At 63.5% G+C, this 24,423-nt stretch carries 24 protein-coding genes; 7 read left to right on the forward strand and 17 right to left on the reverse strand.

The window, feature by feature from the left end; all coding sequences use genetic code 11:
* Positions 1–9: 9 nt before the first annotated feature.
* Positions 10–1,206, reverse strand: coding sequence for an acyl-CoA dehydrogenase (locus FJ988_RS15845; protein WP_140819270.1), 1,197 nt, complete (start codon positions 1,204–1,206; stop codon positions 10–12).
* Positions 1,207–1,308: 102 nt separating this feature from the next.
* Here FJ988_RS15845 and FJ988_RS15850 point away from each other — a divergent pair, with 102 nt between their 5' ends.
* Positions 1,309–2,220 (forward strand): LysR family transcriptional regulator, encoded by a 912-nt coding sequence (locus FJ988_RS15850; RefSeq protein WP_140819271.1) that lies wholly within the window; start codon positions 1,309–1,311, stop codon positions 2,218–2,220.
* Positions 2,221–2,307: 87 nt separating this feature from the next.
* On the opposite strand, the gene FJ988_RS15855 is transcribed toward FJ988_RS15850, so the two are convergent.
* The 10 genes from FJ988_RS15855 to FJ988_RS15900 form a co-directional block, all read right to left on the reverse strand.
* A complete protein-coding gene (locus FJ988_RS15855; RefSeq protein WP_140819272.1) occupies positions 2,308–2,592 on the reverse strand; it encodes a type II toxin-antitoxin system RelE/ParE family toxin in 285 nt (94 codons plus the stop codon).
* Positions 2,593–2,871, reverse strand: coding sequence for a type II toxin-antitoxin system ParD family antitoxin (locus FJ988_RS15860; protein ID WP_140819273.1), 279 nt, complete (start codon positions 2,869–2,871; stop codon positions 2,593–2,595).
* A gap of 58 nt (positions 2,872–2,929) precedes the next feature.
* Positions 2,930–5,248, reverse strand: coding sequence for a Tex family protein (locus FJ988_RS15865; RefSeq protein WP_140819274.1), 2,319 nt, complete (start codon positions 5,246–5,248; stop codon positions 2,930–2,932).
* Positions 5,249–5,370: 122 nt separating this feature from the next.
* A complete protein-coding gene (locus FJ988_RS15870) occupies positions 5,371–6,549 on the reverse strand; it encodes a serine hydrolase (RefSeq protein WP_140819275.1) in 1,179 nt (392 codons plus the stop codon).
* A 26-nt stretch (positions 6,550–6,575) separates the two neighbouring features.
* Positions 6,576–7,772 carry a serine hydrolase gene (locus tag FJ988_RS15875; protein WP_140819276.1) on the reverse strand — a complete coding sequence of 399 codons (1,197 nt, stop codon included), beginning with the start codon at positions 7,770–7,772 and terminating at the stop codon, positions 6,576–6,578.
* A 66-nt stretch (positions 7,773–7,838) separates the two neighbouring features.
* A complete protein-coding gene (locus FJ988_RS15880; RefSeq protein WP_181183546.1) occupies positions 7,839–8,867 on the reverse strand; it encodes an extracellular solute-binding protein in 1,029 nt (342 codons plus the stop codon).
* A gap of 38 nt (positions 8,868–8,905) precedes the next feature.
* Positions 8,906–9,718, reverse strand: coding sequence for an ABC transporter permease (locus tag FJ988_RS15885; RefSeq protein ID WP_140819277.1), 813 nt, complete (start codon positions 9,716–9,718; stop codon positions 8,906–8,908).
* Positions 9,711–10,658 carry an ABC transporter permease gene (locus FJ988_RS15890; RefSeq protein WP_140819278.1) on the reverse strand — a complete coding sequence of 316 codons (948 nt, stop codon included), beginning with the start codon at positions 10,656–10,658 and terminating at the stop codon, positions 9,711–9,713. The genes FJ988_RS15885 and FJ988_RS15890 overlap by 8 nt, the downstream gene beginning before the upstream one ends.
* Entirely contained in the window at positions 10,658–11,761 is a 1,104-nt protein-coding gene (locus FJ988_RS15895; RefSeq protein ID WP_140819279.1) for an ABC transporter ATP-binding protein, read from the reverse strand. The genes FJ988_RS15890 and FJ988_RS15895 overlap by 1 nt, the downstream gene beginning before the upstream one ends.
* Positions 11,762–11,900: 139 nt before the next feature.
* The gene (locus FJ988_RS15900) at positions 11,901–13,574 is read right to left on the reverse strand and encodes an amidohydrolase (RefSeq protein WP_140819280.1); all 1,674 of its coding nucleotides are present in this window, start codon (positions 13,572–13,574) and stop codon (positions 11,901–11,903) included.
* Between the two features lie 257 nt (positions 13,575–13,831).
* Between FJ988_RS15900 and FJ988_RS15905 the strand changes: the two genes are divergently transcribed.
* The 4 genes from FJ988_RS15905 to FJ988_RS15920 all read left to right on the forward strand — a co-directional run bounded on the left by FJ988_RS15905 (position 13,832) and on the right by FJ988_RS15920 (position 17,474).
* Positions 13,832–14,485, forward strand: coding sequence for a TetR/AcrR family transcriptional regulator (locus FJ988_RS15905; protein WP_140819281.1), 654 nt, complete (start codon positions 13,832–13,834; stop codon positions 14,483–14,485).
* 41 nt (positions 14,486–14,526) lie between these two features.
* Complete coding sequence (locus FJ988_RS15910) at positions 14,527–15,558, forward strand: histone deacetylase family protein (RefSeq protein ID WP_140819282.1); 1,032 nt, start codon at positions 14,527–14,529, stop codon at positions 15,556–15,558.
* Between the two features lie 438 nt (positions 15,559–15,996).
* Positions 15,997–16,707: a helix-turn-helix transcriptional regulator gene (locus tag FJ988_RS15915; protein ID WP_140819283.1), complete on the forward strand. Its 711-nt coding sequence runs from the start codon at positions 15,997–15,999 to the stop codon at positions 16,705–16,707.
* The gene (locus FJ988_RS15920; protein WP_140819284.1) at positions 16,704–17,474 is read left to right on the forward strand and encodes a response regulator transcription factor; all 771 of its coding nucleotides are present in this window, start codon (positions 16,704–16,706) and stop codon (positions 17,472–17,474) included. Before FJ988_RS15915 ends, FJ988_RS15920 begins: the two co-directional genes overlap by 4 nt.
* A 60-nt stretch (positions 17,475–17,534) precedes the next feature.
* Here the strand turns inward: FJ988_RS15920 and FJ988_RS15925 are convergent, their stop codons facing one another.
* From FJ988_RS15925 to motA, 6 genes are read right to left on the reverse strand one after another with little or no spacing between them, the layout of a single operon-like run.
* Positions 17,535–17,972 (reverse strand): hypothetical protein, encoded by a 438-nt coding sequence (locus FJ988_RS15925; RefSeq protein ID WP_140819285.1) that lies wholly within the window; start codon positions 17,970–17,972, stop codon positions 17,535–17,537.
* Positions 17,973–17,989: 17 nt separating this feature from the next.
* Positions 17,990–19,072, reverse strand: a complete 1,083-nt coding sequence (gene flhB, locus FJ988_RS15930; protein ID WP_140819286.1) for a flagellar biosynthesis protein FlhB — start codon at positions 19,070–19,072, stop codon at positions 17,990–17,992.
* Between the two features lie 18 nt (positions 19,073–19,090).
* A complete protein-coding gene (locus tag FJ988_RS15935) occupies positions 19,091–20,113 on the reverse strand; it encodes a flagellar motor switch protein FliG (RefSeq protein ID WP_140819287.1) in 1,023 nt (340 codons plus the stop codon).
* 43 nt (positions 20,114–20,156) lie between these two features.
* A complete protein-coding gene (gene fliN, locus FJ988_RS15940) occupies positions 20,157–20,549 on the reverse strand; it encodes a flagellar motor switch protein FliN (protein ID WP_140819288.1) in 393 nt (130 codons plus the stop codon).
* 24 nt (positions 20,550–20,573) lie between these two features.
* Positions 20,574–21,509 (reverse strand): FliM/FliN family flagellar motor switch protein, encoded by a 936-nt coding sequence (locus tag FJ988_RS15945; protein ID WP_140819289.1) that lies wholly within the window; start codon positions 21,507–21,509, stop codon positions 20,574–20,576.
* 40 nt (positions 21,510–21,549) lie between these two features.
* Positions 21,550–22,425, reverse strand: coding sequence for a flagellar motor stator protein MotA (gene motA / locus FJ988_RS15950; RefSeq protein WP_140819290.1), 876 nt, complete (start codon positions 22,423–22,425; stop codon positions 21,550–21,552).
* A gap of 146 nt (positions 22,426–22,571) precedes the next feature.
* Here motA and FJ988_RS15955 point away from each other — a divergent pair, with 146 nt between their 5' ends.
* Both FJ988_RS15955 and flgF read left to right on the forward strand, forming a co-directional pair.
* Complete coding sequence (locus tag FJ988_RS15955; RefSeq protein ID WP_140819291.1) at positions 22,572–23,693, forward strand: DUF1217 domain-containing protein; 1,122 nt, start codon at positions 22,572–22,574, stop codon at positions 23,691–23,693.
* Positions 23,694–23,700: 7 nt separating this feature from the next.
* A complete protein-coding gene (gene flgF, locus FJ988_RS15960) occupies positions 23,701–24,423 on the forward strand; it encodes a flagellar basal-body rod protein FlgF (RefSeq protein WP_140819292.1) in 723 nt (240 codons plus the stop codon).

The following is a 24,423-nucleotide window of genomic DNA, read 5'->3' on the forward strand; positions in this document are numbered from 1 at the left end:
AAATTCAACTCAGAAAAACGCCTGGATGCCGGTCTGCGCCCTCCCGAGGATAAGCGCATGCACGTCATGCGTGCCCTCATAGGTGTTCACCGTCTCCAGGTTCTGCGCGTGGCGCATGACGTGGTAGCCGATCTGGATGCCGTTGCCGCCATGCATGTCGCGGGCTTGGCGGGCGATATCGAGCGCCTTGCCGCAATTGTTGCGCTTGACGATCGAGATCATCTCCGGCGCCATCTTGCCTTCGTCCATCAACCGGCCGACACGCAGTGAACCCTGCAGTCCCAGCGCGATCTCGGTCTGCATGTCGGCGAGCTTCTTCTGGAAAAGCTGCGTGCCGGCGAGCGGCTTGCCGAACTGCTTTCTGTCGAGGCCGTATTGCCGCGCGCGGCTCCAGCAGTCTTCCGCAGCGCCCATCGCGCCCCAGGAAATGCCGTAGCGCGCCCGGTTGAGACAGCCGAACGGGCCGCCTAGGCCCCTGGCGTTGGGCAGCAGCGCCTCCTCGCCGACCTCGACGCCTTCCAGCACCACCTCGCCGGTGATCGAGGCCCGCAGCGAAAGCTTGCCGCCGATCTTCGGCGCCGAAAGTCCCTTCATGCCCTTTTCCAGCACGAAGCCGCGGATCTCGTCCTTGCCGTTGTCGCCCTTCAGCTTCGCCCAGACGACGAAGACGTCGGCGATCGGCGCATTCGAAATCCACATCTTGGAGCCGGAGAGCTTGTAGCCGCTCGCCGTTTTCTCGGCGCGCGTCTTCATGCCGCCCGGATCGGAACCGGCATCCGGCTCGGTCAGGCCGAAGCAGCCGATCCACTCGCCCGAAGCCAGCTTCGGCAGGTACTTCTTGCGCTGCGACTCCGATCCATAGGCATGGATCGGATACATCACCAGCGAGGACTGCACGCTCATCATCGAGCGATAGCCGGAATCGATGCGCTCGACTTCGCGCGCGACCAGCCCATAGGTGACATAGTTAGCGCCGAGGCCGCCATATTCTTCCGGAACGGTGATGCCGAGCAGGCCCGCCTCACCCATCTCGCGGAAGATCGAAGGATCGGTCTTCTCGTCGGCATAGGCCTCCTCGATGCGCGGCGCCAGCTTGTCGGCGGCGAAAGCAGCGGCGCCGTCGCGCACCATGCGCTCGTCCTCGGAAAGCTGGTCCTCGATCAGGAAAGGATCGTTCCAGACGAAGGCGTTCTTGTCGGCGGCCATGGCGAAGTCCTCGAAAAATTTGGAGTGCCCGGCTTATCGGCCTCCGCCTGAAAAAAATCAAACGAAATTGCATCACAGATCAATGAGGATTAGTAATGGATCATGAACGTCCAGCGCCGCCTCCTGCCCAACACCGCCGCGCTCGCCGCCTTCGAGGCGGTGGCGCGGCTGGGCTCCTTCACCGCCGCCGCGCGCGAGCTCGATCTGACGCAGGGCGCCGTCAGCCGGCAGATCAACCTTTTGGAAGAACAGTTCGGCCGCCGGCTGTTCGAGCGCGACAGCCGCAACGTCCGGCTGTCGACGGCGGGCGAGATCTATGCCGAAGCGGTGCGCTCGGCACTCGGGCAGTTGCGCGACGCCGCGCTCGGATTGATGAGCAATCGGCATAGCGGCGCTCTGAACCTCGCCATCCTGCCGACCTTCGGCACGCGCTGGCTGATGCCGCTGATCCCGGATTTCGTCGCCCGCCACCCCGACATCACCATCAACTTCGCCACCCGCATCGGCCGCTTCGACTTCGTCCGCGAGCGCCTCGACGCCGCCATCCATCACGGCATGCCCGATTGGCCGGATGCCGATTGCACGCTATTGATGCGCGAGACCGTGATGCCGGTGGCTTCGCCCGAATTCCTGGCCAGCCGCGCCATCGCCGCCCCGGCCGACATCAGCCGCCTGCCGCTGCTGCACATGGCGACGCGCCCCGGCGCCTGGAGCGAATGGTTCGAGGAGCAGGGCCTCAGCGCGCCGACCGGACCCGGCATGCAATTCGAGCAGTTCGGCACGGTCGCGCAGGCCTGCATGGCCGGCCTCGGCGTGGCGCTGCTGCCAGAAATCCTGATCTCAGGTGAATTGCAGCGCGGCCAACTGGTGCCCGCGCCCGGCCAGCCGATGCAGAGCCGCAGCGCTTACTATCTGGTCGTGCCGCTCGACAAGCGCGGCCACCCGCCGGTCGCCAGTTTTCGCGACTGGCTGTTGGGCCAGATCGGCAAGGAGCCGGCTGTGCTGGCGTGGTAGCTACTTCCGCTTCATCGCCTCGGCCAAAGCCGCGCCGAACGCGCCCTGCGAGGACCGCTCCGGCTGGCGCTGCATCTCGACGTTCCGCTACAGCAGTTCCTGCCACCGCCGTGCGCCATGAACGACGCGCACGATCTCGGCTCCGTTGTCGATTTGGCGATAGAGGATAAGGTAGTTTCCTGCGGGAAACGTGCGCAGGTCCGCCCGCACCTCCGGCCGGGCAACGCCCATTCCTGGCATTTCGGCGATGCGCTGGCAAAGGGCGAGTATTTCACCATACCAGCGCAACGCCGCCGACGGACTATCTTCGGCGATATAAAGCGCGATTGCCTCGATATCCGCCTCGGCTTCCGGTCGTAAGCGCAGCGTCATCTACGATTTGCGTCCGGCGATTTTCGCGTCGAGCTTGTTTTTGATCCGGGCGAAAGCCTGAGCGCCATCGACCGCGTCGCCGCTTGCCATACCTTCATCCCAAAGACGGCCCAGCTCATGGATGGCCTGCTCACGCTGTGTCCGACGAAATTTCCAGTCGCGCAATGCCTCGCGCATGACTTCGCTTGCCGAGGCGTATTCACCCGCGGCGACGACCTCGCGCATCATGTTTGCCATTTCGGGAGTGAGGGCAACGCTCACTTTCTCAACATTCGCCATATCGATATGGTAGGCAACCTTACCACCGTTTGCAAGAAAGCTGCTCGCAATCGCTGCGCTACTTCCGCTTCATCGCCTCGGCGAGCGCCGCGCCGAATGCGCCCTGCGAAGGCCGTTCCGGCTGACGCTGCGGTGCCGGCGAGCGTGGCGCCGACTTGCCGCCGCCATTGTCGCGCGGGCCTCGCTGAGCTCCACCTTCGCCGCCATCCTTGCGCATCGACAGCGCAATGCGCTTGCGCTTGATGTCGACGTCGACGACGCGGACCTTCACCACGTCGCCCGCCTTCACCACCTCATGCGCGTCCTTGATGAAGCGGTCGGCCAGTTGCGAGACATGCACCAGCCCGTCCTGATGCACGCCGATATCGACGAAGGCGCCGAAGGCCGCGACGTTGGTGACAGTACCCTCGAGCAGCATGCCGGGCTTCAGATCCTTGATGTCGTCGACGCCATCGGCAAAGATCGCCGTCTTGAAGCCAGGGCGCGGATCGCGTCCCGGCTTCTCCAGCTCGGCGATGATGTCGCGCACCGTCGGCAGGCCGAAGCGCTCGTCGACGAAGATGCGCGGGTCGAGCGCCTTGAGCGCGGCGCTGTCGCCCATCAGCGCGCGCACGTCACGACCGCAGGCGGCGACGATCTTCTTCGCCACGCCATAGGCTTCGGGATGTACCGACGAGGCATCGAGCGGCTCGCTGCCATTGGCGATGCGCAGGAAACCGGCGGACTGTTCGAACGCGCGCGGCCCGAGCCGCGCCACCTTCAGCAGCTCCTTGCGACTGGCAAACGGCCCGGTCGCATCGCGATGCGCGACGATGGCCTCGGCAAGCGACGGCCCCAGCCCCGACACCCGCGCCAAGAGCGGCGCCGACGCCGTGTTGAGGTCGACGCCGACGGCGTTGACCGCGTCCTCGACCACCGCTTCCAGCGAGCGGCCAAGCCGGTACTGGTCGACATCATGCTGGTACTGGCCGACGCCGATCGATTTCGGCTCGATCTTGACCAGTTCGGCCAGCGGATCCTGCAGGCGCCTTGCGATCGACACCGCGCCGCGCAGCGACACATCGAGGCCGGGGAATTCCGCCGCCGCCGTCGCCGACGCGGAATAGACCGAGGCGCCCGCCTCGCTGACGATCACCTTGAGCGGCTTGGGACCTGACCCGGCCGGCAGATCCGACAGCATGTCGGCGACCAGCTTTTCCGTCTCGCGGCTCCCGGTGCCGTTGCCGATCGAGATCAGCTCGACCTTGTGCTGGCGGATGAGTGCGGCGAGCTCCGCCTGCGTGCCGCGCACGTCGTTCTTCGGCGGGAACGGATAGACCGTCGTCGTCGCCACCAGCTTGCCGGTGCCGTCGACCACCGCCACCTTGACGCCGGTGCGGATGCCGGGGTCGAGCCCCATGGTCGGCCGCGAGCCCGCGGGAGCTGCGAGCAAAAGGTCCTTCAAATTGCGGGCAAAGACGTGGATCGCCTCTTCCTCGGCCCGCTCGCGCAAATCGCGCATCAGATCGAGCGTCAGATGCAGCGAAAGCTTGATGCGCCAGGTCCAGCCGGCGACTTCCATCAGCCAGCGGTCGCCCGGCAGCGTGCCGCCGATCGCATAGGCATTGGCGATCATGCGCTCGACCGGCTTCACCGGCGAGGCGTCATCGGCGTCGACCTCGATGTCGAGCGACAGCACCTCTTCGTTGCGGCCGCGCAGCATGGCCAAGGCACGGTGGCTGGGCACGCCCGACCAGCGCTCGACATGGTCGAAATAGTCGGAGAATTTCGCGCCGGCCTCCTGCTTGCCGTCGACGACTTTCGCGCGCAGGAAGGCGCGCTCCTTCATGTAGGCGCGCAGCTTGCCGACCAGGTCGGCATTCTCGGCGAACTGCTCCGACAGGATGTCGCGCGCCCCTTCGAGCGCCGCCTTGGCGTCCGCCACCTCTTCGGTGACATAGGCGAGCGCCAGTTCCGCCGGCACCGCCGAGCGATCGGCCAGGATCGCTTCGGCGAGCGGCCCAAGTCCGCGCTCCTTGGCGATCTCGGCCTTGGTGCGGCGCTTCGGCTTATAGGGAAGATAGATGTCTTCGAGCTCCGCCTTGGTGGCGGCCGTCGCGATCTTGGCCTCGAGTTCCTCGGTCAGCTTGCCCTGCTCGCGAATCGAGCCGAGGATCGTCTCGCGACGCGCATCGAGCTCGCGCAGATAGGCGAGCCGTTCGGAGAGGTCGCGCAACTGCGTATCGTCGAGCCCGCCGGTGACTTCCTTGCGGTAGCGCGCCACGAACGGCACCGTCGCGCCCTCGTCAAGCAACCCGATCGCCGCCGCGGCCTGCTCCGGCCGCGCCTTGATCTCGGCGGCGATGATTGCTGCGATGCGCTTGATATCGGATGCCATGCTCGTTCCTGTCGAAAAGAGCGGCGACCATAGGCCGGGATGTCCGATCCGCCAACCGCGCCGGTTTCAATCGGCGCCAAGGGTCCACAGGAAACAGCCGGACCAGAGAACCACCGATCGGCTCAGACCATTCCGCTCAAAGCTTCGAAAAAAGCCACGACTTGCTCGTCAAGCCTATCATCCACCGGCTCCGGCTGCGACGACATCTTGGCGATCACCACTTCGGCCTTCGGATTGACGTAGAGCCATTGCCCATGGATGCCGATGCCGCAGAAAGCGCCGCTGTCGTGGCCGGTCTGGTACCATTTGTTGCGGTAGCGCCCTTTGGGGAAGAGGAATGCCATGGTGCCGCGCTGCCAGGCCTCATGGCTGCCGCCGCTCGCGATCGTGTCGCGCACCCAGGCTTCGGGCAGTATGCGGCGGCCATTGGCCATGCCGCCCTGCCGCATCATCTCGCCGATGCGGGCGAGGTCGCGCGGCGTCATCGACATCCCGCCGGCGGTGCGCGCCGTGCCTTCCATGTCGACCGTCACCGACATTTCGCTGGCAGCACCCAGCGGCAGCCAGAGCTTTTCGCCGAGCAAATCACCGACGCGTTTACCCGACGCCCGCTCCACCAGGATGCCCAGCATATCCGAATTGGGTGAGCGGTAGCGGTAGCTCTGCCCGTGCGGTTCGGCGAGACGCTGCAACGTCATGAGGAATGCCTTCAGGCTTTCCGACCCCCCACCCGGGTTCCACAGCGTCGAGCGGCGATAGCGGGCAAAGGCGCTTTGCGGATCGAGATAGGCTTCCTCGAAATCGAGGCTGACCGTCATGTCGAGCACATGGCGCACGCTGGCATCGCCATAGGCCGAACCCTTGGCCTCCGGAATATATCGGGTCACCGGCGCTTGCGGGTCGAACGCGCCCTCGTCTTCCAGAATGCCGGCCAGGATCGCCGTCACAGACTTGCTGATCGAGAAGATGATGTGGCGGGCGCCGAAATCCATATACGGCGACGACCAATCGCCGGCCACCTTGCCGGCCTTCACGATCGTCAGCGCGTCTGTATCGGACCGTTTCAGGAAAGCCTCGACGGTTTCCGGACCGGCAGCGAGCGTGACCTTTTCGCCAAGCAGGTCACCAAGCGGTTTCGCCGGTTCCGCGCCGCCAGGCGCCGCCGCGATATGCACGCTGGGCACCAGCTCGCCCGCATTCTGGAAAGACCATCGGTTGAGCGGCGAAAGCCGCCAGTTTTCCAGCCGCACATCACTGCGGGCAAAGCCGTATTTGGTCTCGAACGCGGTCTTGCCGATCACGATGTTCTCCGGGTGTATCTTGAAATTCAGGCCAGCGCTGCGGCGATAGCGTGCACAGCCTTCTGCGTCGCCACCGAATAGGCCGAGTTGAGGAAATCCGGATAGGTCGAAAGCTTCACCACGACCATCCGGTGTTCCCAGTTCATATGGATCATCTGGCCGAACACGCCGCGGCACATCAGGGAGCGCGAGCGCGGATCCTCGATCCAGAACTGGTTGCGGTAGCTGCCCTCCGGCAGGCTCGGATTGAAGTTGGGACCATGCCGGCCATTGCGCGTCGCCTCGATCCAATCTGCCGGGATCACACCGCCGCCATTGTCGAGGATCAACTGGCCGAAGCGGCCATAGTCGCGCAGCGTTGCGTTGAAGCCGCCATCGGCCAGCGCATAGCCGGCGCTGTCGACGGTGAAGCAGGCGCTCTCGTCGGCGCCGAGCTTTTGCCAGATTTCCTCGGAGACGAGTTGTGCCAGGCGCTTGCCGCTAACCCTTTCCATGATGAAGGCGAGCACATCGGTCTCGATCGAGCGGTACTCGAACGCCTCGCCATGCGGGCGTACCCGGTCCTTCAGCCGCAGGATCAGCTCGAACAGATGCGTCGGCCACTGGAAATCGGGATCGCTTCCAGGCGGAATCGGCTTCCAGCCGGTGGCGACGTCGACCTGGCCGATCTCGGAATAGCGATCGGTGTATTCTTCCGAAAAGCGCACGCCCGTCGTCATGTCGAGCACGTGCTGCACGGTTGCGCCGGCCCAGCCTGTATCGCCGAGTTCCGGCAGATAGTCGGTCACCAGCTTCGCCGGATCGATCAGGCCGCGTCCGACCAGTATGCCGCACACCGAACCGGTGACGGACTTCGCCATCGACTGCGACAGATGCAGCGTGCGCTCGTCCATGCCGTTGAAATAGCGCTCATAGACGACCTTGCCGTCCTTGAGCACCAGGAAACCGTCGGCATAAGTCTCATCGAGCAATCCTGCGAGCGTCGTCGCCGCACCTTTACTGTCGACCACCGGCAGTTCGTCGAGATCGACCTCCGCGCGCTCCAGGCGGCGGCGATGGCCGTTGCCGCGCCAGACCTCGACCGTCGGCAGGAATTCGCGGATGTGCTGGAAGGCCCAGCGGTTCCATGGCGGCCGGTCCCAATCGAGCTTCGGCGGCACCAGCTTTGGCGGCGAGCCCTGCATGATCGGCGGCCGCGGATCGGAATTGCGGTACGATGTCATCAAATCCTCCCCGGACAATAAGAAAGGGAGGCCGGAGCCTCCCCTCCTACATGATTTCGCGCCGGACTATTTGCGCAGATTGGTCCAGATCTTGTTGTAGATCTCCACCACTTCCGGCGGGCATGGCGGCACGAATTCCGGCGTCGGCGCGCCGGCCGGCGGATTGAGCTCCGGCGAGTTGGCGAAGTCCGGCGTCAGGAATTTGTGGCTGCCGGCAATGCCGTTGTCGTAGCCGGCGAAGTCCGAGATCAGCGCCGCGTTCTCGGGCGCCATGACGAAATCCTGGAACAGCTTGGCGTTGTCCAGGTTTTTGGCCCCCTTCAGCACCGCGACATTGTCCATCCAACCTTCGATGCCTTCCTTCGGATAGGCATATTTGATCGCCGGGATCTTCTGGCGAGAACGATAGGTCGCGCCGTTCCACTGCTCGGTGACGATGACGTCGCCCGAGGTGATCTTGGTGATGGTGTCGTAGCTGAAGGTCTTCCACGACGGCTTGGCGGCCATGAGGATATCGTTGACCTTCTTCAGGTTCGCCTTGTCGGCGCCGCAGCGCGGCACGCCTGCATAGCGCTCGGCCGCGTGCATGACGGTGTTGACGTCGTCGAGCACGTTGATCTGGCCCTTGAGCTCATCCGGCGGGTTGAACAGGATGGCGTAGGTGTCGATGTCGCCTTTGAACTTGTCGGTGTTGACCGCGAAGGCCGTCGTGCCGAACTGCCAGGGCGCGGTGTAGTGGCGGCCGGAGTCCCAATAGACATCGACGAAGCGCGGATCGATGTTCTTGCCGTTAGGCATCGCATTGGGCTCGGTCTTTTCGAGCAGGCCCTCTTCGACCATGATCTTCACGGTGTAATCGGACGGCACCACGATGTCGTAGCCGGAATTGCCGGCGCGCACCTTGGACAGCATGGTTTCGTTGGAATCGTAGTCGTCCAGCGTCACCTTGATGTTGTATTGCTTCTCGAACTTCTCGATCAGCTTGGGGTTGGTGTAGTCGCCCCAATTGTAGATGTGCAGTTCGCCGTCGGCGAGCGCCGGCACGGCCCATAACAGCACGGCCGCGGAAACGGCCGCCATCAGTTTTGCAGACATTTATGTTCTCCTTGCCTTCCCATTGTTGTGTTTGGAGCTCATTTGGCGCGTCGCCGCGCGATCAGGAACGAGACCGAGACGAACAGGATCGACACCATGAGCAGGATAGTCGAGATGGCGTTGATCTCGGGCGTCATCGGCCGCCGGATCTGGTTCCAGATGTAGAGGGGCAGCGTCGTCTGGCCGGGACCGGCGACAAGCTGGGTGATGGTGAAATCGTCGAAGGAGACGATGAAGGCGAGTGCTGCGCCCGACATGATGCCGGGAACCAGCAGCGGCAGCGTGATGCGCCGGAACGCATTCCATGGTGTCGCGTAGAGGTCGGCAGCCGCATATTCCAGCGTCAGGTCCATATCCTCCAGCCGCGCCCGGATCGGCATATAGGCAAAGGGGATGCAGAACACGGTGTGGGCCAGGATCAGATTGCCGATGCCGAAATTCAGCCCGAACGCGCCGGCGATCAGCGCGAAGAAAGACAGCGTCGCAACAGCCGTGATGATCTCGGGCACCATCAGCGGGAGGTTGATGACCATGAAAGCCGCAGCCAGCCCGCGCCAGGGCTTGACCCGCGTCATGCCGATCGCGGCAAGCGTGGCACAGATCGTCGAGACGATCGTCGCGGTTACCGAGATGATCAGCGTGTTGCGCGCAGCCGCATGGAATTCCTCGTTGCCGAACGCGGTGCCGTACCAGTTGAGCGTGACGCCTTCCCAATGCGTGACCAGCGAGCCGCTGTTGAACGAGAAGATCATCAGGATCAGCACCGGCACATAGAGCACCAGGAGGCAGATGATGGCGATCGTGCGGAAGCCCGGCTGGTCCTTGATGTCCATGACGCGGGGCTCAGCCATGCTGCACCTTCCCCGACGTGTTGCGGACATAGAAGTAAAGCGCGACCAGCACCGCTGCCATCAGGATCAGCGCTTGCGCGCAGCCGAGCGGCCAGTTGCGCCCGGAGCCGAACTGCTGAGCGATCAGGTCGCCGATCATCAGGTGGATTCCGCCGCCCAGGATCAGGGGCGTCACATAGGCGCCGAGCGCCGGAATGAAAACCAGCAGGCAGCCGGCGATGATACCGGGCTTCGACAGCGGAATGATCACCCGCCACAGCACTTGCCGACGCGTCGCATAGAGGTCGTAGGCTGCCTCGATCAGCCGGAAGTCGAGCTTTTCGAGGCTCGAATAGAGCGGCAGCACCATGAACGGCAGGAAGGCGTAGAGCAGGCCGAGTTGAATGGCGAAGTTGGTGTAGAGCATGGTGATCGGTTTATCGATCACGCCGAGCCCGATCAGCGCGTTGTTGATCAGGCCCTCGTCGCGGATGATGAACATGATCGCCAGCGTGCGCACCAGAAGATTCGACCAGAACGGAATGGTGATCAGAAGCACCCACCAGTTGCGCTGCGCCGGCGGACGCGTCGCCATGAAATAGGCGGTCGGGAAACCGAGCAGCAGACAGATCACAGTGGTCACCACCGCGAACAGGAACGAACGCAGATAGATGATCAGGAAATCCGGCGTGAACTGCAGCGTGTCGTCGAAAATGTCGCGCTGAAACACGAAGTTCAGATAGGCGTCGGTCGAGAACTGCCACTGCACACCGCCATAAGGCGCGGCGGCCAGGAACGAATAGACGCAGATGATGATCAGCGGCAGCACGCCGAACACGCCGATGATGGTCAGCGCCGGCAGCGACAAGAGCCGGTTGCGCCGCGCGCTGTTCTTGACCGCCTGCGCTTCGAACAAGGCGGCCTTGGAGAGCGGAGCAGAGGAGAGGGCGGCTGTCGTCATCAGTCTTTCAGGACGCGGGCTGCGTCCTCCTCGAACTGGATGCCGACCTTGGCGCCGGTCTCATAGGTCACCGCGCTCGAGCGGCTGTTCTGGTGGCGTACGATGAAGTTCTCGCCGCCGCCGTCGAGCTTGACGTGATAATGCGTGTCGGTGCCGAAATAGACGATGTTTGAAAGCGTACCTGTGATGGTGCCCTTGGCAGGATCGGGCACAAGGTCGGCATGTTCGGGACGCACCACCAGCGTCACCTCGCCGCTCGGGTCAAAACCCTCCGGATAGCCGGCACTGATCGTCGCATTGCTGGCGAACTTGACCGTCGCCACGCCGGCCTGTTTCGACACCACCGTGCCCGGCAGGAAATTGGTTTCGCCGATGAAGTCGGCGACGAAGCGCTCGGCCGGCCGGTCGTAGATGTCGCGCGGCGAGCCGACCTGCAGGATCTTGCCGGCCGACATCACTGCGATGCGGTCGGACATGGTCAGCGCTTCTTCCTGGTCGTGGGTGACGAAGATGAAGGTGATGCCTGTCTCATGCTGCAGCCGCTTCAATTCGATCTGCATTTCCTTGCGCAGCTTATAGTCAAGCGCCGACAGCGGCTCGTCGAGCAAAAGCACCTTCGGCTGCGGCGCCAGCGCCCGCGCCAGCGCCACGCGCTGCTGCTGGCCGCCAGAGATCTGGCTGGTGCGGCGGCCTTTCAGCGCTTCCATCTTCACCAGCTTCAGCATCTGGGCGACGCGGGCTTCGATCTCTCCCTTCGGCTTGCCCAGCATCTCCAGGCCGAAGCCGATATTCTGTGCCACCGTCATGTGCGGGAACAGCGCATAACTCTGGAAGACGGTGTTGACCGGGCGTTTGTAGGGCGGCAGCGGCGCGATGTCCTGGCCGTGCAGCAGGATCTCGCCGGCGGTCGGGAAATCGAAACCGGCGATCAGCCTGAGAAGCGTCGTTTTTCCGCAGCCGGACGGCCCAAGCAGAGTGAAGAATTCGTTCTCGCGGATCGACACCGACACCGTGTCGAGAGCGGCTACCTGGTTTTCACCGGTCCCAAAGACCTTGCGAACACCGCGAACTTCGATCGCGTTCTTACCCGGCTGTTCCGGCACGATTACCCCATTGAGAGAGCCTGCTCTTGGCGGCAGGTGTGTTCCTGGTTGATTGTCACCATAAGCCGGCCGGCTTGGCAACTGCGGAGCTGCAACTCGACTTTTTAACGCAATTCCCATGCCACCCTCCGGCCTGGTTTCACGCTTGGTAGGTTACCTTGCCGCCGCAGATCGTGGTCACCGGACGCACCGTATGCAGCGCTTCGGGCGCGGTCGCCTCGATATCCGCCGACAAAACGACGATGTCGGCGAGATAGCCTGTCTTCAGGCGGCCCTTGCGATGTTCCATGAACTCCGCATAGGCGCCCTCGACTGTGTAGCCCGCGATTGCCTCCTGCAGCGAAAAACTCTGGTCCGGCATGCCTTCTGCCCAAGGTTTGCGCATCACCGCCGCCTGGATGCTCAGGATCGGATCGACCGGCGACACCGGCCAGTCGGAGGCAAACACGACATGCGCGCCGGCATTTTTCAATGTCCGGCAGGCATAGCTCAGCGGCCAGCGCTCGCGGCCGATGCGCGAAATCGTCGGCTCCAGCGGGAAGTTCAGGGCGCCCGGCGGATGCGCCGGCTGCATCGAGGCAAGCACGCCGAGCTCGGCAAAGCGCGGCACGTCGGAGGCCGTGGTGACTTCGATGTGCTCGACACGGTGGCGGCTGTCGCGCCGGCCGTTCTTCTTCTGCGCCGCCTGGTAGCCGTCGAGCACCGCCCGCACCGCGCCGTCGCCGATCGAATGCACGGCGATCTGCAGGCCGCGCCTGTCGGCCTCGACCGCCACCTCGGCGAAATGCTGCGGCGAAAAAAGCGGTTCGCCGCGCCAGCCCGGTCGGTCGGCATAATCATCGACCATCACCGCCGTCCAGGAGTCCAGCACGCCGTCATAGAAGACCTTGACCAGGCCCGACGACAGCCATTCGGAATTGTAGCTCGCCGCCATGCGCGAGGCTTTTTCCAGCATGTCCAGCTTCATGAAATTCTTGAAGTGGAACGGGATCTTGGTGCGGCAGAGCAGCCGGCCCTCTTCTTCCAGGCCAGCCAAAAGCTCGAGCTGGTAGAGGTTGCCGTCCATGTTCTGGATCGAGGTGATGCCATGCTTGGCGCACCACTCCTGTCCGCGATGCATCAGGTCGCGATCGGCGGCAAGCTCGGCGGCCGACGGATAGGGATCGGGCTCCGCACCCTCGAGGCCGAGCCGCGTCCGGTTTGCCCCGTAATGGTCAAGGACCGGGCCGAATGCTTCGCCCTCGCGCAATTCGCCGGCGGCAAGCCCATCCGCGCCCATGACGATCTCATTGCCCTGCCCCACCTGCTTGCCGTGCAGCAGGCCGGCTTCTTCGAGCGCCTTGGTGTTGGCCCACATCGTATGGTGATCCGACGCCGACATGGCGAAAGGCCGGTCGGGAATGATGCGGTCGAGATCGTGACGCGTCACCGGCTCGGGCAGGACGGCGTAGTCGACGCCGGCGCCGATCAGCAGCCTGGTGTTCGGACGCTTGGCGGCGAAACCCTGGATCGCGTCGCGCAGCGCGTCGAAGCCGAGCACGCCGGCTAGATGCAGATTGTCGAGCTCGGCGGCGCCGCCGAAGAGATGCATATGCGCTTCGATGAAGCCCGGCAGGACCGAGCCGCCCTCGGCGTCGATGACCTTGGTGGCCGGCCCTTTGAGCTCTTGGATGGAAGTGCGGCTGCCAAGGGCGACAATGGCGCCGTCCTTGACGGCAACGGCCTCGGCGGCGGGATTGTCCTCGTCCATGGTCAGCACGCGACCGTTGATGACGATCAAATCCGCACTATGACCCGCACCCGTGACCGACATCGCAACTCCGTGCTTTTGATGACTGACCGAGACCGGCAACGCTCCGCACGCGACCTGTCGCGCCAGCGGCGCGGGCCTTGCGATAGGAATTGTGCCAGTGCGCCGTCTTGGAAATTCCCCTTGTTATCGCTCAAGACAGCGTGGATAAAGAATGCGACTGTTTATTCGCGTTTGTCAACAGCCGGAATTTGGAATGTATAGTGGACTGCACCTGCGCGCCGATGGCGATGCCGGGCGGGAAACGGGGGCAACGAGCAGTGAAGCGCAGTCTCGACCGCAAGACCAAGATAGCGCTCGAACCGCGCAAGCAGCCGCGGCAGCAACGGTCGAGCAAGGCGGTCGACAGGATTCTCGACGCCGCGCAGATTCTGACGCGCGAGCAGGGAACCAGGACACCGACGACGCTGGCCATCGCGCAGCGCGCGGGCCTCTCGGTGGGCTCGGTCTATCAGTACTTTCCCAACAAGGAAGCCATTCTGCTGGAACTGGCCCGACGCTGGCTGTCGTCCTTTCCCGAGGTCATCCGGAAGCGCATCAACGTCCCCCGGCCAACCAATCGTGACGAGTTTCGCCGTGAAGTGCGCAAGCTGTTTGTCGACACGTCCCGGATCTATCTGGACAACGTCACACTTATGCCGGTGATCGAGGCCATATCCGGCAACGCCGACCTCAGGCCGATCCAGGACGAATACGACAAGGACATCATCGCCCTCTACGCAGCCTGGCTGCAGCATGTGAACCCGGCGCTGGAAGAAAAGACCGCCAAGCGGCTGGGCCTAGTGATGATGGAAGTCGGACACGCCTGCAGGCTTGTCGGACTGAAGCGGGACCGCAAGACATTCGACCTCATCGAGGACGATGTCGAAGCCATGTGGCTGGCCCTCGTGAACCCCTACCTCAACCTCGACTGATTTCGCATCTCCAACCGATTTCGCACTCCAGGGGAATTCCTATGAAGACTGTCTTTTCACCTCTCCACGCCGGCCATTCGGGACAGATGGAACTCGTCACCTCGGCGATCGTGCCAGGCTTCGAAAAGCCGTCGCGGGCAGAATTCATCAAGGCGCGGGTGGAGAGCGAGAAGCTCGGGCCGATCATCGGCCCGGTCGAGCATGACATCGCCGCCGCCAAGCGCGTGCATGACGCCCACTACATCGACTTCCTGCCGACGGTCTGGCCGGAATGGGTCGCCGCCGGCTTCAAGGGCTCGGCGATGGGCTTCACCTGGCCGACGCGCGGTCTGCGCGGCGACGTGCCGCCAAAGCGTGTCGATGCGCTGCTCGGCTATTATTCATTCGATGCCGGTGCCACCTTCGTCGAAGGCACCTGGGCGGCGATCAAGTCGTCCTTCGACGTCGCGCTGACGGGAGCAGCCCTGGTCAAGGGCGGCGAGGAAAGCGCCTTCGCGCTCTGCCGTCCGCCTGGCCATCACGCGGGTGCGGCCTTCATGGGCGGTTACTGCTTCATCAACAACGCCGCCGTCGCCGCCCAATGGTTCCGCGACCAGGGCGCCAAGCGCGTGTCGATCCTCGATGTCGACTACCATCACGGCAACGGCACGCAGGAGATCTTCTACCGCCGCGGCGATGTCCAGGTGCTCAACCTGCATGGCGATCCGATGGTCGAATACCCCTTCTTCCTCGGCCATGCCGACGAGCGCGGCGAAGGCGACGGCGAAGGCTTCAACATCAACTACCCGATGCCCTTCGGCACCAACTGGGACGCCTGGAACGCTTCGCTCGAAGACGCCTGCGCCAAGCTTGCCACTTACGCCCCTGACGTCGTGATTGTCTCGCTCGGCGTCGACACTTTCGAGAAGGACCCGATCAGCCAGTTCAAGCTCAAGAGCGAGGACTATCCCAAGATCGGCCGCCGCATCGCCAAGCTCGGCCTGCCGACGCTGTTCGTCATGGAAGGCGGCTACGCCGTCGAAGAGATCGGCATCAACGCCGTCGGCGTGCTGACCGGCTTCGAGGATCGCTGAACGCAACCCGCCGAAACACGATGCGCCTCCAGGCGAAGTCCGGGGCGTATTGCTCTGCAACTTGGCCAGGAAATCATTCGCTCAACTCAACTCTGAAATCACCGACAAGTAACGCGACAAGCGGCAACTGAGTCGCAACGCGAGTCCATCGGATTCGATTTTGTCAAATCGCGTTTGATGTCGGATTCATCTGCGGGTAGATTAGACCCGAATCAGCCGGTCCACGGGGGGCGCGGCGACCACCCAAAGTCTCAAGTTCCGGCGCCCGGCCGGTACCAGACGCGGACGGTTTCGCGTTCCCTGCAGGATTCGGCGCGGTTGGGCGCCGTTCGCGCCTTTGCGTGTGTCTTCGTAAACGTGACGCGTTTCGGGTCCGGCCGCTGGCTTTGCCAGCACCGGGCACAAGGATCGATTCCGGCAAGAATCCAAGAATTGAAAATGAGCAGTCCCGCCGCGCTTCTACAGTCCGATGCTTCAGGTCCCCGCCTGACGTCGCGCGGCGATCTCACTTCCTTCTTCATGCAGCTTGCCGCCGATATCGGCGCCGACAATTACATGCTGGTCGCCATCGTGCACGACCAGGACCGCAACGACGCACGCATCGTCTCCTCGAACTGGATCTTCGACGGCATCGAGTTGATCGGCAAAAGGCTGATCGCCAATCTGGCGCTCGGTCCCTTGACCACGGCGCCCGGCATCCGCCCAAAGCCCCTGGTGGCGGCGCATGCGCCCGACGCCGGCGCGCTGCTGACCGGCGAAGAGGCCCGCCTGCTCGACGTGCTCGGCCACGCCGAGATCTATTCCTTGCGGCTGAATGTCGGCCGTCAGCGTCTATTCGTGCTGTTTTCCGCCGCCGAAGCCGGCAAGATCGATCTGACGGGGCTGATGAAGGCGCAGCTCAAATGCTGCTATGCGCTTTCCAACATTCCGCAACTGATCGCGGCGGCATCGATGCAGGATCCATTGTCCGACCGCGAGCGCGAATGCCTGTTCTGGGTTTCGGAAGGCAAGACCACCGACGAGGTGGCGGTCATCCTCGGTGTCTCGTCCAACACCGTCAACAGCTACATTACGCACGCCATCCAGAAATTCGCGGCCTCGAACCGCGCGATGGCGATCGCGACGGCGATCAGGAGCGGCATCATTTGAAGCACGCACAGGTAAGAGACGCCGCAGCCGCCCTGTTCAACGATCAGCGCAATCCTTTCGGCGCATTCTCGCTCGGCTCGGAAACCCATCACGCGGTCACCATTCCCGATGCCGTGCGCCGCTGTCGCTGGATCGCGGTCGACATAAATGCCGCGGCCTTCGGCCTCTATTTCGTCAGCCCGTCGGCCGAACGGGCGCGCCTGGTCACCTCCTTCGATTCCGACTATCCGAGCACGGCGGTGGCGAGCAAATTCATCTCCGGCGCCACCGGCGAGGACATGGTGCGCCACAGCCGCATCTCGACGGCGCCCCGCTGGTGGGCAGACGACGGCGTTGCCGGCTCCAGACAGGTCTTTCAGTCGCTCGCCTGGGCCGAGCCGACCGCGCCGCTGGCGCCAGGCACCGACGGCATCGCCTTTCCCGTGCATGCCGATCGCGGCCAATGCGGGCTGGTCGTCTTCCTCGGCTCCGAGATCGCCCTGCCGGATGACGCGCTTTGCGAAATCCACGCACGCTGCTTCGCACTGTTTGCTGCGGTCGCCCGCATCCGCCCCGGCGACACCGGCCGCACCCGCTCGATCTCCAAGCGCGAGCTCGAATGCCTGAAGCTGACCGCCAACGGCAACACCAGCGAGGAGATCGCCAAGCTGCTCAAGCTTTCGGTCCACACCGCCAACCAGTATCTGACCCAGTCAACGCAGAAGCTCAACGCCACCAACCGCAACCAGGCGGTAGCCAAAGCGTTGCGTCTCGGCCTGATCGAATAAGCTTCTTTGTTTTCACGCAATTCCTGACGGAAAACCGCGCGACACTTTTCCTGGAATTGCTCAGAGGAACGCGAGCGGCTCCGGCTTTCGGATCCGCGCCTCTTCGATCGCGTCCTCGAGCAAAGCGGTGTTGTGCTCGGGCGTTTCGCCCGGCTTCTCGAACGACACGTAATTGACCACCACAGACGTCCCCTGCCCGGTCAGTGTCAGCTGGAAATAGACGGTCACGCCGCGCGGCCGAAGCTCGAGATCGAGCACGATGCGCGGGTTGCCGCTCCAGTCGATATGCGCCTCCCCGCCATGGCCGAGCCGCAGCATGCGTGGCTGGAAGTAGAGCTCGGCGGCCGAATCCACCAGGTCCGACAGGCAGGCGAAATGCTCCAGCCGGATGAAGGCGATGTAGTCGGCGACGTCGATGAGCCTCAGTTCGCCGACCACCGGTTCGATGGCATTGGCGACGATCAGCTCACGGGAATTGGCGTGTGGTTGCCGGTCCATATATCAGCGCCGTCCGTTCATTGAGTTGCTTTGCGCGCGGCCTTCTTGGAGTAGACGATCCGCACCAACTCGGCGACCGCCTGGTAGAATTGCGATGGGATGACGCTATCAACCGAAACTTGCTTGTACATGGAGCGTGCTAGCGCCACGTCCTCGAAGATCGGGATGTTGTTTTCCCTGGCGATCTCGCGGATCTTGAGCGCGACGAGATCCTGCCCCTTGGCGAGCACGATCGGGGCGGAATCCTCCTCGCGCACATATTTCAGCGCGATCGAATAGTGCGTCGGATTGGCGATTACCAGCGTGGCGCGCGGCACCGCCGTCATCATGCGCTTGCGCGCCCGGTCGCGCGCCAGCGAGCGCAGCCGCGACTTGACAATCGGATCGCCTTCCGACTGCTTCATCTCGTCCTTGACCTCCTGCTTGGTCATGCGCAGGTCGCGGCGCCAGTGGAAGCGCGACCAGACGATGTCGACCACCGCGATCAGCCCCATGACGAAGACGATCGCCACCAGTATGTCGACGAAGATGCCGCGGATGACCATGCCGAACGCCATCGGATTGGTGATCATGCCGGTGAGCAGCTTGCGGTGGTCCTGCGACAGCGTGAAGGAGAGCACCGCGATGGCGAAGCCGAGCTTGGCCAGCGACTTGAGGAATTCGACCCAGCCCTGCGCGCCGAACATCCGGCTCCAGCCCTTGGTAATCGAGATGCGCGACAGCTGCGGCCTGATCCGCTCGCCGACGATCTGCGGCATGTTCTGGAACACCGAGGCGCCGACGCCGGCGATCACAAGAAGCACCAGCAGGCTGACCACGGCGCGGCCGATTTCCGTCAGCACCTGTTGATAGAGCGAGATGACGTCGGTCTCGGTTTCCATCGGCCAGGCTTCGGGCTTTTCCAGGAACGACGACAGGAACATGCCTAGGTCGACGATCGAATCCTTGGCGTAGAAGACGGCGAACATCAGGATGGCGAGGAAGGACGCGAAGATAGCCGTCTCACGCGAATGGGGCAGCTTGCCCTGCTCGATCGTGTCGCGGATTTTCTTTTCTGTGGCTTCCTCGGTTTTGGAATCCTTGTCGACCGCTTCAGCCATTGGACCGCTTGGCTATCCTCAAGCGGCTTCGGCGGCGGGCGCCTGCGTCGACGGCAGCTCGAAAGCGCCCTCGCGCGACAGCCGCACGGTCGTAGACGATATGCTCTTGCGGGCGGCCATGATGTCGGCCAGCGCGATGCCTTCCGAGCCCTGTCCGAGCTCCGACTCGATCATGCGGCGCGAGCGCGCGCCGATCGCCGACAGCGCGGCTTCGGTGAGCTCCGGCGAGGCGCCGCGCAGCGCCAGCGTAACAAGCTCGGTCGACAGGCCGTCGAACAGGAGCACGCGAGCCTTCTGCGCCAGCAGCGGCAGGTCGTCGAAGGAAAACAAGCGCGACTTGACGCCGGCGAGATCGGGCGTGTTGGCGTCCTCGAGGTCCTGCATCAGTTCGTCCAGCTCGGGCTTGGCCATCTCGTTGAGCACGCTGGCGACGCGTTCCTGCCCGGCCGAAGTGTCCTTGGTCGTCTTTTGCGACAGCACGCTGACGCGCAGTTGGTTCTCGACGATCCTGGAGGCGGTGTCGGGGATGTTCGCCATCGTCACCATGCGCCTGATGATCTGGCTGCGCATCGGCTTTTCCATGGTGAGCAGGATATTGGCTGCTATCTGAGGCGCGAGCTTCGACAGCACCATGGCCGCCGTCTGCGGATGCTCGCCGGCAAGGAAGGTGCCGAGCCGCGAGGGCTCGAGCCTCTCCAGGTCCGGCCAGATCGGCAGCGGCCGTTCCGGCGCCGGCTCGAACTTCTTGTCACCCATGATGGCGCTCATTTCCTCGGGCGACAGCGATTCGTTGAGGATCGTGTCCATGCGATCGGCGGAATCGAGCAGGCCCGCGCCCTCGGTGAACTCGGCCTCGAACTCGGCCACGATCCGCTCGAGGTCGGCCTGCGGAATGGTGCGCAAGAGGCGCGCGCCTTCGATCAGCGCCTTCAGCTCTTCCTGCTTGAAGAATTTGAGCAGCCGGCTCGCGGCGGGCTTGCCCATCGCCACCAGTATGGCCGCCGCCTTTTGCGGACGTGTCAGCGCCAATGCCGTCGTCATGCGTGTTGCCCTCGCTGCCGATTGGTCTGCCTGCCGGTCACCCTCAAGCGCTCTTCGTCGCGGCGATGATTTCGGTGAGCCTTATGCCGAAGCGCGTCGGGTCGTTCTCCAGTACGGTGATCTCGCCGCGCGCGATCCTGCGGCCGTTGACTACGACGTCAACGGGTTCGCCGATCCGACGGTTGAGCGAGACCGTCGATCCCTTCTGCAGCGCCATCAACTCCGAGACCGGCATTTCCGTGCTGCCGAGGATTATCTGCACATCGACCGGAATGGTCATGATGATGCTCGAATTGGCGCTCGACCGAAGCGCGGCATCCGGGCGGTTCTCCTCTTCGCGAAGCACGCCGCGCAGTTCCTCGATCGCGCGATCCAGTTGCTCGCTAGGCTGGCCGGTTTCCGTTTCGGCCTCGGCTTCCACATTCGTCGCTGACATGTTCCGTCTCCTAAAATCCTGGCGTCAGCCCGGCATCAGTCCGTCGATGAAATCCTGCCCTGCATCATGGGGGCGGCTGATGCGGACGGTGTAATTCTGCCCGAGCTTGCCGAACTCGCAAACGAACAGCGTCTTGTCGCGGGCGCTGAGCCTGGCGTTGAGCTGGGCGTTCTCCTCGAACTCGATCACCTGGCCGGGTTCGAATGCGGCAAGATCGCCGAGCGTCAACCTGGCGAGCGGCATCGTCGCCTCGAGTTGCACGGTCGAGCGCATGACCTCTTCCGAGAAACGCGCGCGCCAGTCGAATTCGCTGGGCTCGCCGTCATCGGTCTTGGCGGTGGCGCCGCGCGTCGACAGCAGCACGCGCTGTGGGATCATGACCGTGATGGTGCCGGTGTCGGTCGGCGTCGAGACGCCGAACACGATGCGGACCGCGGCGCCGTCGCGCAGCACGCGACGCCTCGCCTCGCCACCCGACGTCGCCCTCGGCACCGGCAGACGCAGCTCCAGCGAGCGCCTGCCCGAGCCGTTGAGCGCCGAGGCGACTTCCTGGAACACGGTGGTCGCCACGTCGGCCTCGATCTGCGACAGGTCGCGCTCGATCGGCGAGACCGGCTGATCGGGATCGCCGCCGAACAGCGCGCACACCATCACCGCGACCGCATGCGCATCCATGACCAGCGTCATCGCGTCGGCCGAAGTCGGCGACGGCACGACGGTCAGCGCGAAAGCATCACCGGCGCGCGATCGCGCCTCGGGAACACGGCCCACCTCGACGGCCTGCAGATCGACGGTCACCGGCGCGCCGAGCTCACCGGCAAGCGCCTTCTGTAGGACCGTCAGCGCGCGCTCGGCCATGCCGCGGCCGACGCCGATGACCTGCGCGGCTTCGCCGCTGTCGCCGACGAGGCGCTCGATGATCAAAGCCCGGGTCTGCGATGGGGTGCCCGGACTGGTCATGACGGCAAGCGATCCCGCATATGGCTGTCTTCAGGCATGCTCATGCGGCTTTCTTCTCGGCGCCGCCAGCGTTCATGGTGCTCTGCTCGACGGCATCGATCGTCGGGCGCTCATAGGAGGAAATGGTCTTGCGGCCGAACTCGATCGCCACCTGCGGCAAGGCGCCGTTCATGTAGGCGAGCAAGGTCTGCTTGACGATGATGTAGAGCCGGTTCTTCTTTTCGCGCACCGTCTTGATCTTGGTCGCGACCGGACCGACCACGGCATAGGACAGGAAGATGCCGAGGAAGGTGCCCACAAGTGCGGCGCCGATCAGGCCGCCGAGGATTTCGGGCGACTGGTCGAGCGCGCCCATCGCCTTCACCACGCCGAGCACGGCGGCGACGATACCGAGCGCCGGCAGGCCGTCGCCCACCGCCACCATGGCATGATAGGCCTTCAGCTTGTCGGCGCGGATGGTCTGGATCTCCTCGTCCATCAGCGCTTCGATCTCATGCGAGCGGGCATTGCCGATGATGATGATGCGGCAATAGTCGCAGATGAAGTTCATCAGATCGTGGTTCTTCAGCACCGTCGGGAAGGCCTGGAAGATGGCTGACTCTTCCGGATTGTCGATATGCGCCTCGACCTCGCTGCGCGACTTCGAACGCAATTCTCGCATCAGGCTGTGCAGGACGCCAAGCGTCTCAAGATAATCGCGCTCCTTCGGCACCGCCTGCTTGAAGGCTTCCAGAATGCCCTTGCCGGTGTCCTTGACCGTCTTCATCGGGTTGGCGACGAGGAAGGTGCCGAGCGCGGCACCGCAAATCACTACGGCTTCCCAGGGCTGCACCAGCACGTGCAGATGGCCGCCCATGGCCATGAAGCCGCCGAGAACGCAGCCGAGCGTCACCACAAGTCCGATCAGAATGCCCACGACAGGTCCTTCCGCATGTCACGTGTGGCTCAGGGATAGTCCCCGTGCCTTGTGTGAGGCTTGAATCGAAGGCTACGAATGCGATTCAGTTTCGCGCAAGGAAGTCGGTCTATCGTGCAGCAATAGCTTCGGCCGGAGGCGTATCCTTGCTCAATACCTACACCAGCTACCAGTTGATCGCCAAAGACATCAACAAATCGATCACCCAGGTCGAGCAACAGCCGACGGTTGATCGCGATACGCAATATTACCTGGCCAACATCGGCAAGGTTACGTCGATCGACGATTTCGTGAATAACGACCGCCTGTTCAAATATGCCATGAAGGCTTACGGGCTGGAGGACATGGACTACGCGAAGGCCTTCATGGTCAAGGCGTTGAAGGAAGGCGTGTCGGACTCCGACAGCTTTGCCAACAAGCTGACCGACAAGCGCTATGCCGCGTTCGTCAGTGCCTTCAACTTCGCGGCCGACGGCACCAATGCAACGACCTATAATCCGACGCAGCAGCAGGTCACGGCGAACTACGCCACACAGGCCCAGATCGCCGGCCTTGACCCGGATTCCGACTATGTGAAGGGCGAGACGACTTACTATCTCGCCAACATCACCAAGGTGAAGTCGATCGACGATCTGATGTCGAACGATCGGCTATACACTTACGCGCTGGCCGCGTTCGGCCTGGATTCGGCGACCGAGGACGAGGACTTCATCAAGTCGGTCCTGCAGGGCGGCGTGAGCGATCCCGACAGCGTCGCCAACAAGCAAACCAACAAGGCCTATGCCGGGCTCGCCGCCGCCTTCAACTTCGCGCAATACGGTGAGGACACGACCACCCGCGTTGCGGCGCAGCAGCCGACCGTCGACATGTATCTGCGCCAGACGCTGGAGGAGAATGCCGGCAAGACCAACGAAGGTGTCCGGCTGGCGCTCTATTTCCAGCGCAAGGCGCCCGACATCACCAGCTGGTACGACGTGCTGGCCGACACCGCTTTGGCCAGCGTGGTCCGCACCGCGCTCGGCCTGCCCGATTCCTTTGCCACCGCCGACATCGACAAGCAGGCGCAGCTGTTCGAACAGAAGCTCGACATCGCGGACTTCAAGGATCCAGATAAGCTGAACTCCTTCCTGACCCGGTTCACCAGCATGTACGAGATCAGCAACCCGACCTCGACGGCCGTGACGTCGGTCAGCGTGCTCTTCGCGCAGCCGACCACGGTCGGCATCTCGACCGACTTGATGATGGCCATGCAGCAGATGAAGTTCTGAGACGATCATGCAGGACAGTCTTTACGTCGCCCTCTCCTCACAGATCGCGCTCGAGCGTCGCCTCGACACCATTGCCGACAATGTCGCCAATGCCTCGACAATCGGCTTTCGCGCCACCGGCGTGAAATTCTCCGATGTGGTGTCGGGCACCGGGCCGAAGTCGGTATCCTTCGCCTCTTCCGGCAAGACCTATCTTTCCGGCGCGCATGGCGCGATGACCCAGACCGGTAATCCCTTCGACTTCGCCATCCAGGGCGACGCCTGGTTCGCCATCGAGACGCCCGCCGGCACGGTGATGACCCGCGACGGCCGGTTCTCGATGAACGAGAATGGCGAGCTGATGTCGATCGAAGGCTATCCGGTGCTGGACAGCGGCGGCGCGCCGATCCAGCTCGATCCGCGCAACGGCCCGCCCAAGGCCGGTGCCGACGGCTCGCTGCGGCAGAACGATTCCCTGGTCGGCGCGATAGGGCTTTACAATTTCGATCCCGGCGAGAATTTCGTTCGCTACGGCAATTCCGGCGTCGTTCCGGCGCGCACGCCAGAACCCGTCACCGACCGCTCCGACGTCGGCGTCGCGCAGGGATTTCTAGAAGAATCCAACGTGAACCCGGTGCTGGAAATGACTCGGCTGATCCAGGTGCAGCGGGCGTTCGAGAACACCGCGGCGCTGATGAAGAAGGCCGACGCTTCCACAGACGAGGCGATCAAGACGCTCGGCTCGAAGTAA

This window comes from Mesorhizobium sp. CU3 (genome assembly GCF_006442965.1).
Taxonomy (GTDB): Bacteria; Pseudomonadota; Alphaproteobacteria; order Rhizobiales; family Rhizobiaceae; genus Mesorhizobium.

Bases quoted from the DNA above. Each gene is read 5' to 3' on its own strand.
- FJ988_RS15845 (WP_140819270.1), bottom strand. From the start codon at position 1,206: ATGGCCGCCGACAAGAACGCCTTCGTCTGGAACGATCCTTTCCTGATC.
- FJ988_RS15850 (WP_140819271.1), top strand. From the start codon at position 1,309: ATGAACGTCCAGCGCCGCCTCCTGCCCAACACCGCCGCGCTCGCCGCC.
- FJ988_RS15855 (WP_140819272.1), bottom strand. From the start codon at position 2,592: ATGACGCTGCGCTTACGACCGGAAGCCGAGGCGGATATCGAGGCAATC.
- FJ988_RS15860 (WP_140819273.1), bottom strand. From the start codon at position 2,871: ATGGCGAATGTTGAGAAAGTGAGCGTTGCCCTCACTCCCGAAATGGCA.
- FJ988_RS15865 (WP_140819274.1), bottom strand. From the start codon at position 5,248: ATGGCATCCGATATCAAGCGCATCGCAGCAATCATCGCCGCCGAGATC.
- FJ988_RS15875 (WP_140819276.1), bottom strand. From the start codon at position 7,772: ATGACATCGTACCGCAATTCCGATCCGCGGCCGCCGATCATGCAGGGC.
- FJ988_RS15880 (WP_181183546.1), bottom strand. From the start codon at position 8,867: ATGTCTGCAAAACTGATGGCGGCCGTTTCCGCGGCCGTGCTGTTATGG.
- FJ988_RS15885 (WP_140819277.1), bottom strand. From the start codon at position 9,718: ATGGCTGAGCCCCGCGTCATGGACATCAAGGACCAGCCGGGCTTCCGC.
- FJ988_RS15890 (WP_140819278.1), bottom strand. From the start codon at position 10,658: ATGACGACAGCCGCCCTCTCCTCTGCTCCGCTCTCCAAGGCCGCCTTG.
- FJ988_RS15900 (WP_140819280.1), bottom strand. From the start codon at position 13,574: ATGTCGGTCACGGGTGCGGGTCATAGTGCGGATTTGATCGTCATCAAC.
- FJ988_RS15910 (WP_140819282.1), top strand. From the start codon at position 14,527: ATGAAGACTGTCTTTTCACCTCTCCACGCCGGCCATTCGGGACAGATG.
- FJ988_RS15915 (WP_140819283.1), top strand. From the start codon at position 15,997: ATGAGCAGTCCCGCCGCGCTTCTACAGTCCGATGCTTCAGGTCCCCGC.
- FJ988_RS15925 (WP_140819285.1), bottom strand. From the start codon at position 17,972: ATGGACCGGCAACCACACGCCAATTCCCGTGAGCTGATCGTCGCCAAT.
- flhB (WP_140819286.1), bottom strand. From the start codon at position 19,072: ATGGCTGAAGCGGTCGACAAGGATTCCAAAACCGAGGAAGCCACAGAA.
- FJ988_RS15935 (WP_140819287.1), bottom strand. From the start codon at position 20,113: ATGACGACGGCATTGGCGCTGACACGTCCGCAAAAGGCGGCGGCCATA.
- fliN (WP_140819288.1), bottom strand. From the start codon at position 20,549: ATGTCAGCGACGAATGTGGAAGCCGAGGCCGAAACGGAAACCGGCCAG.
- FJ988_RS15945 (WP_140819289.1), bottom strand. From the start codon at position 21,509: ATGACCAGTCCGGGCACCCCATCGCAGACCCGGGCTTTGATCATCGAG.
- flgF (WP_140819292.1), top strand. From the start codon at position 23,701: ATGCAGGACAGTCTTTACGTCGCCCTCTCCTCACAGATCGCGCTCGAG.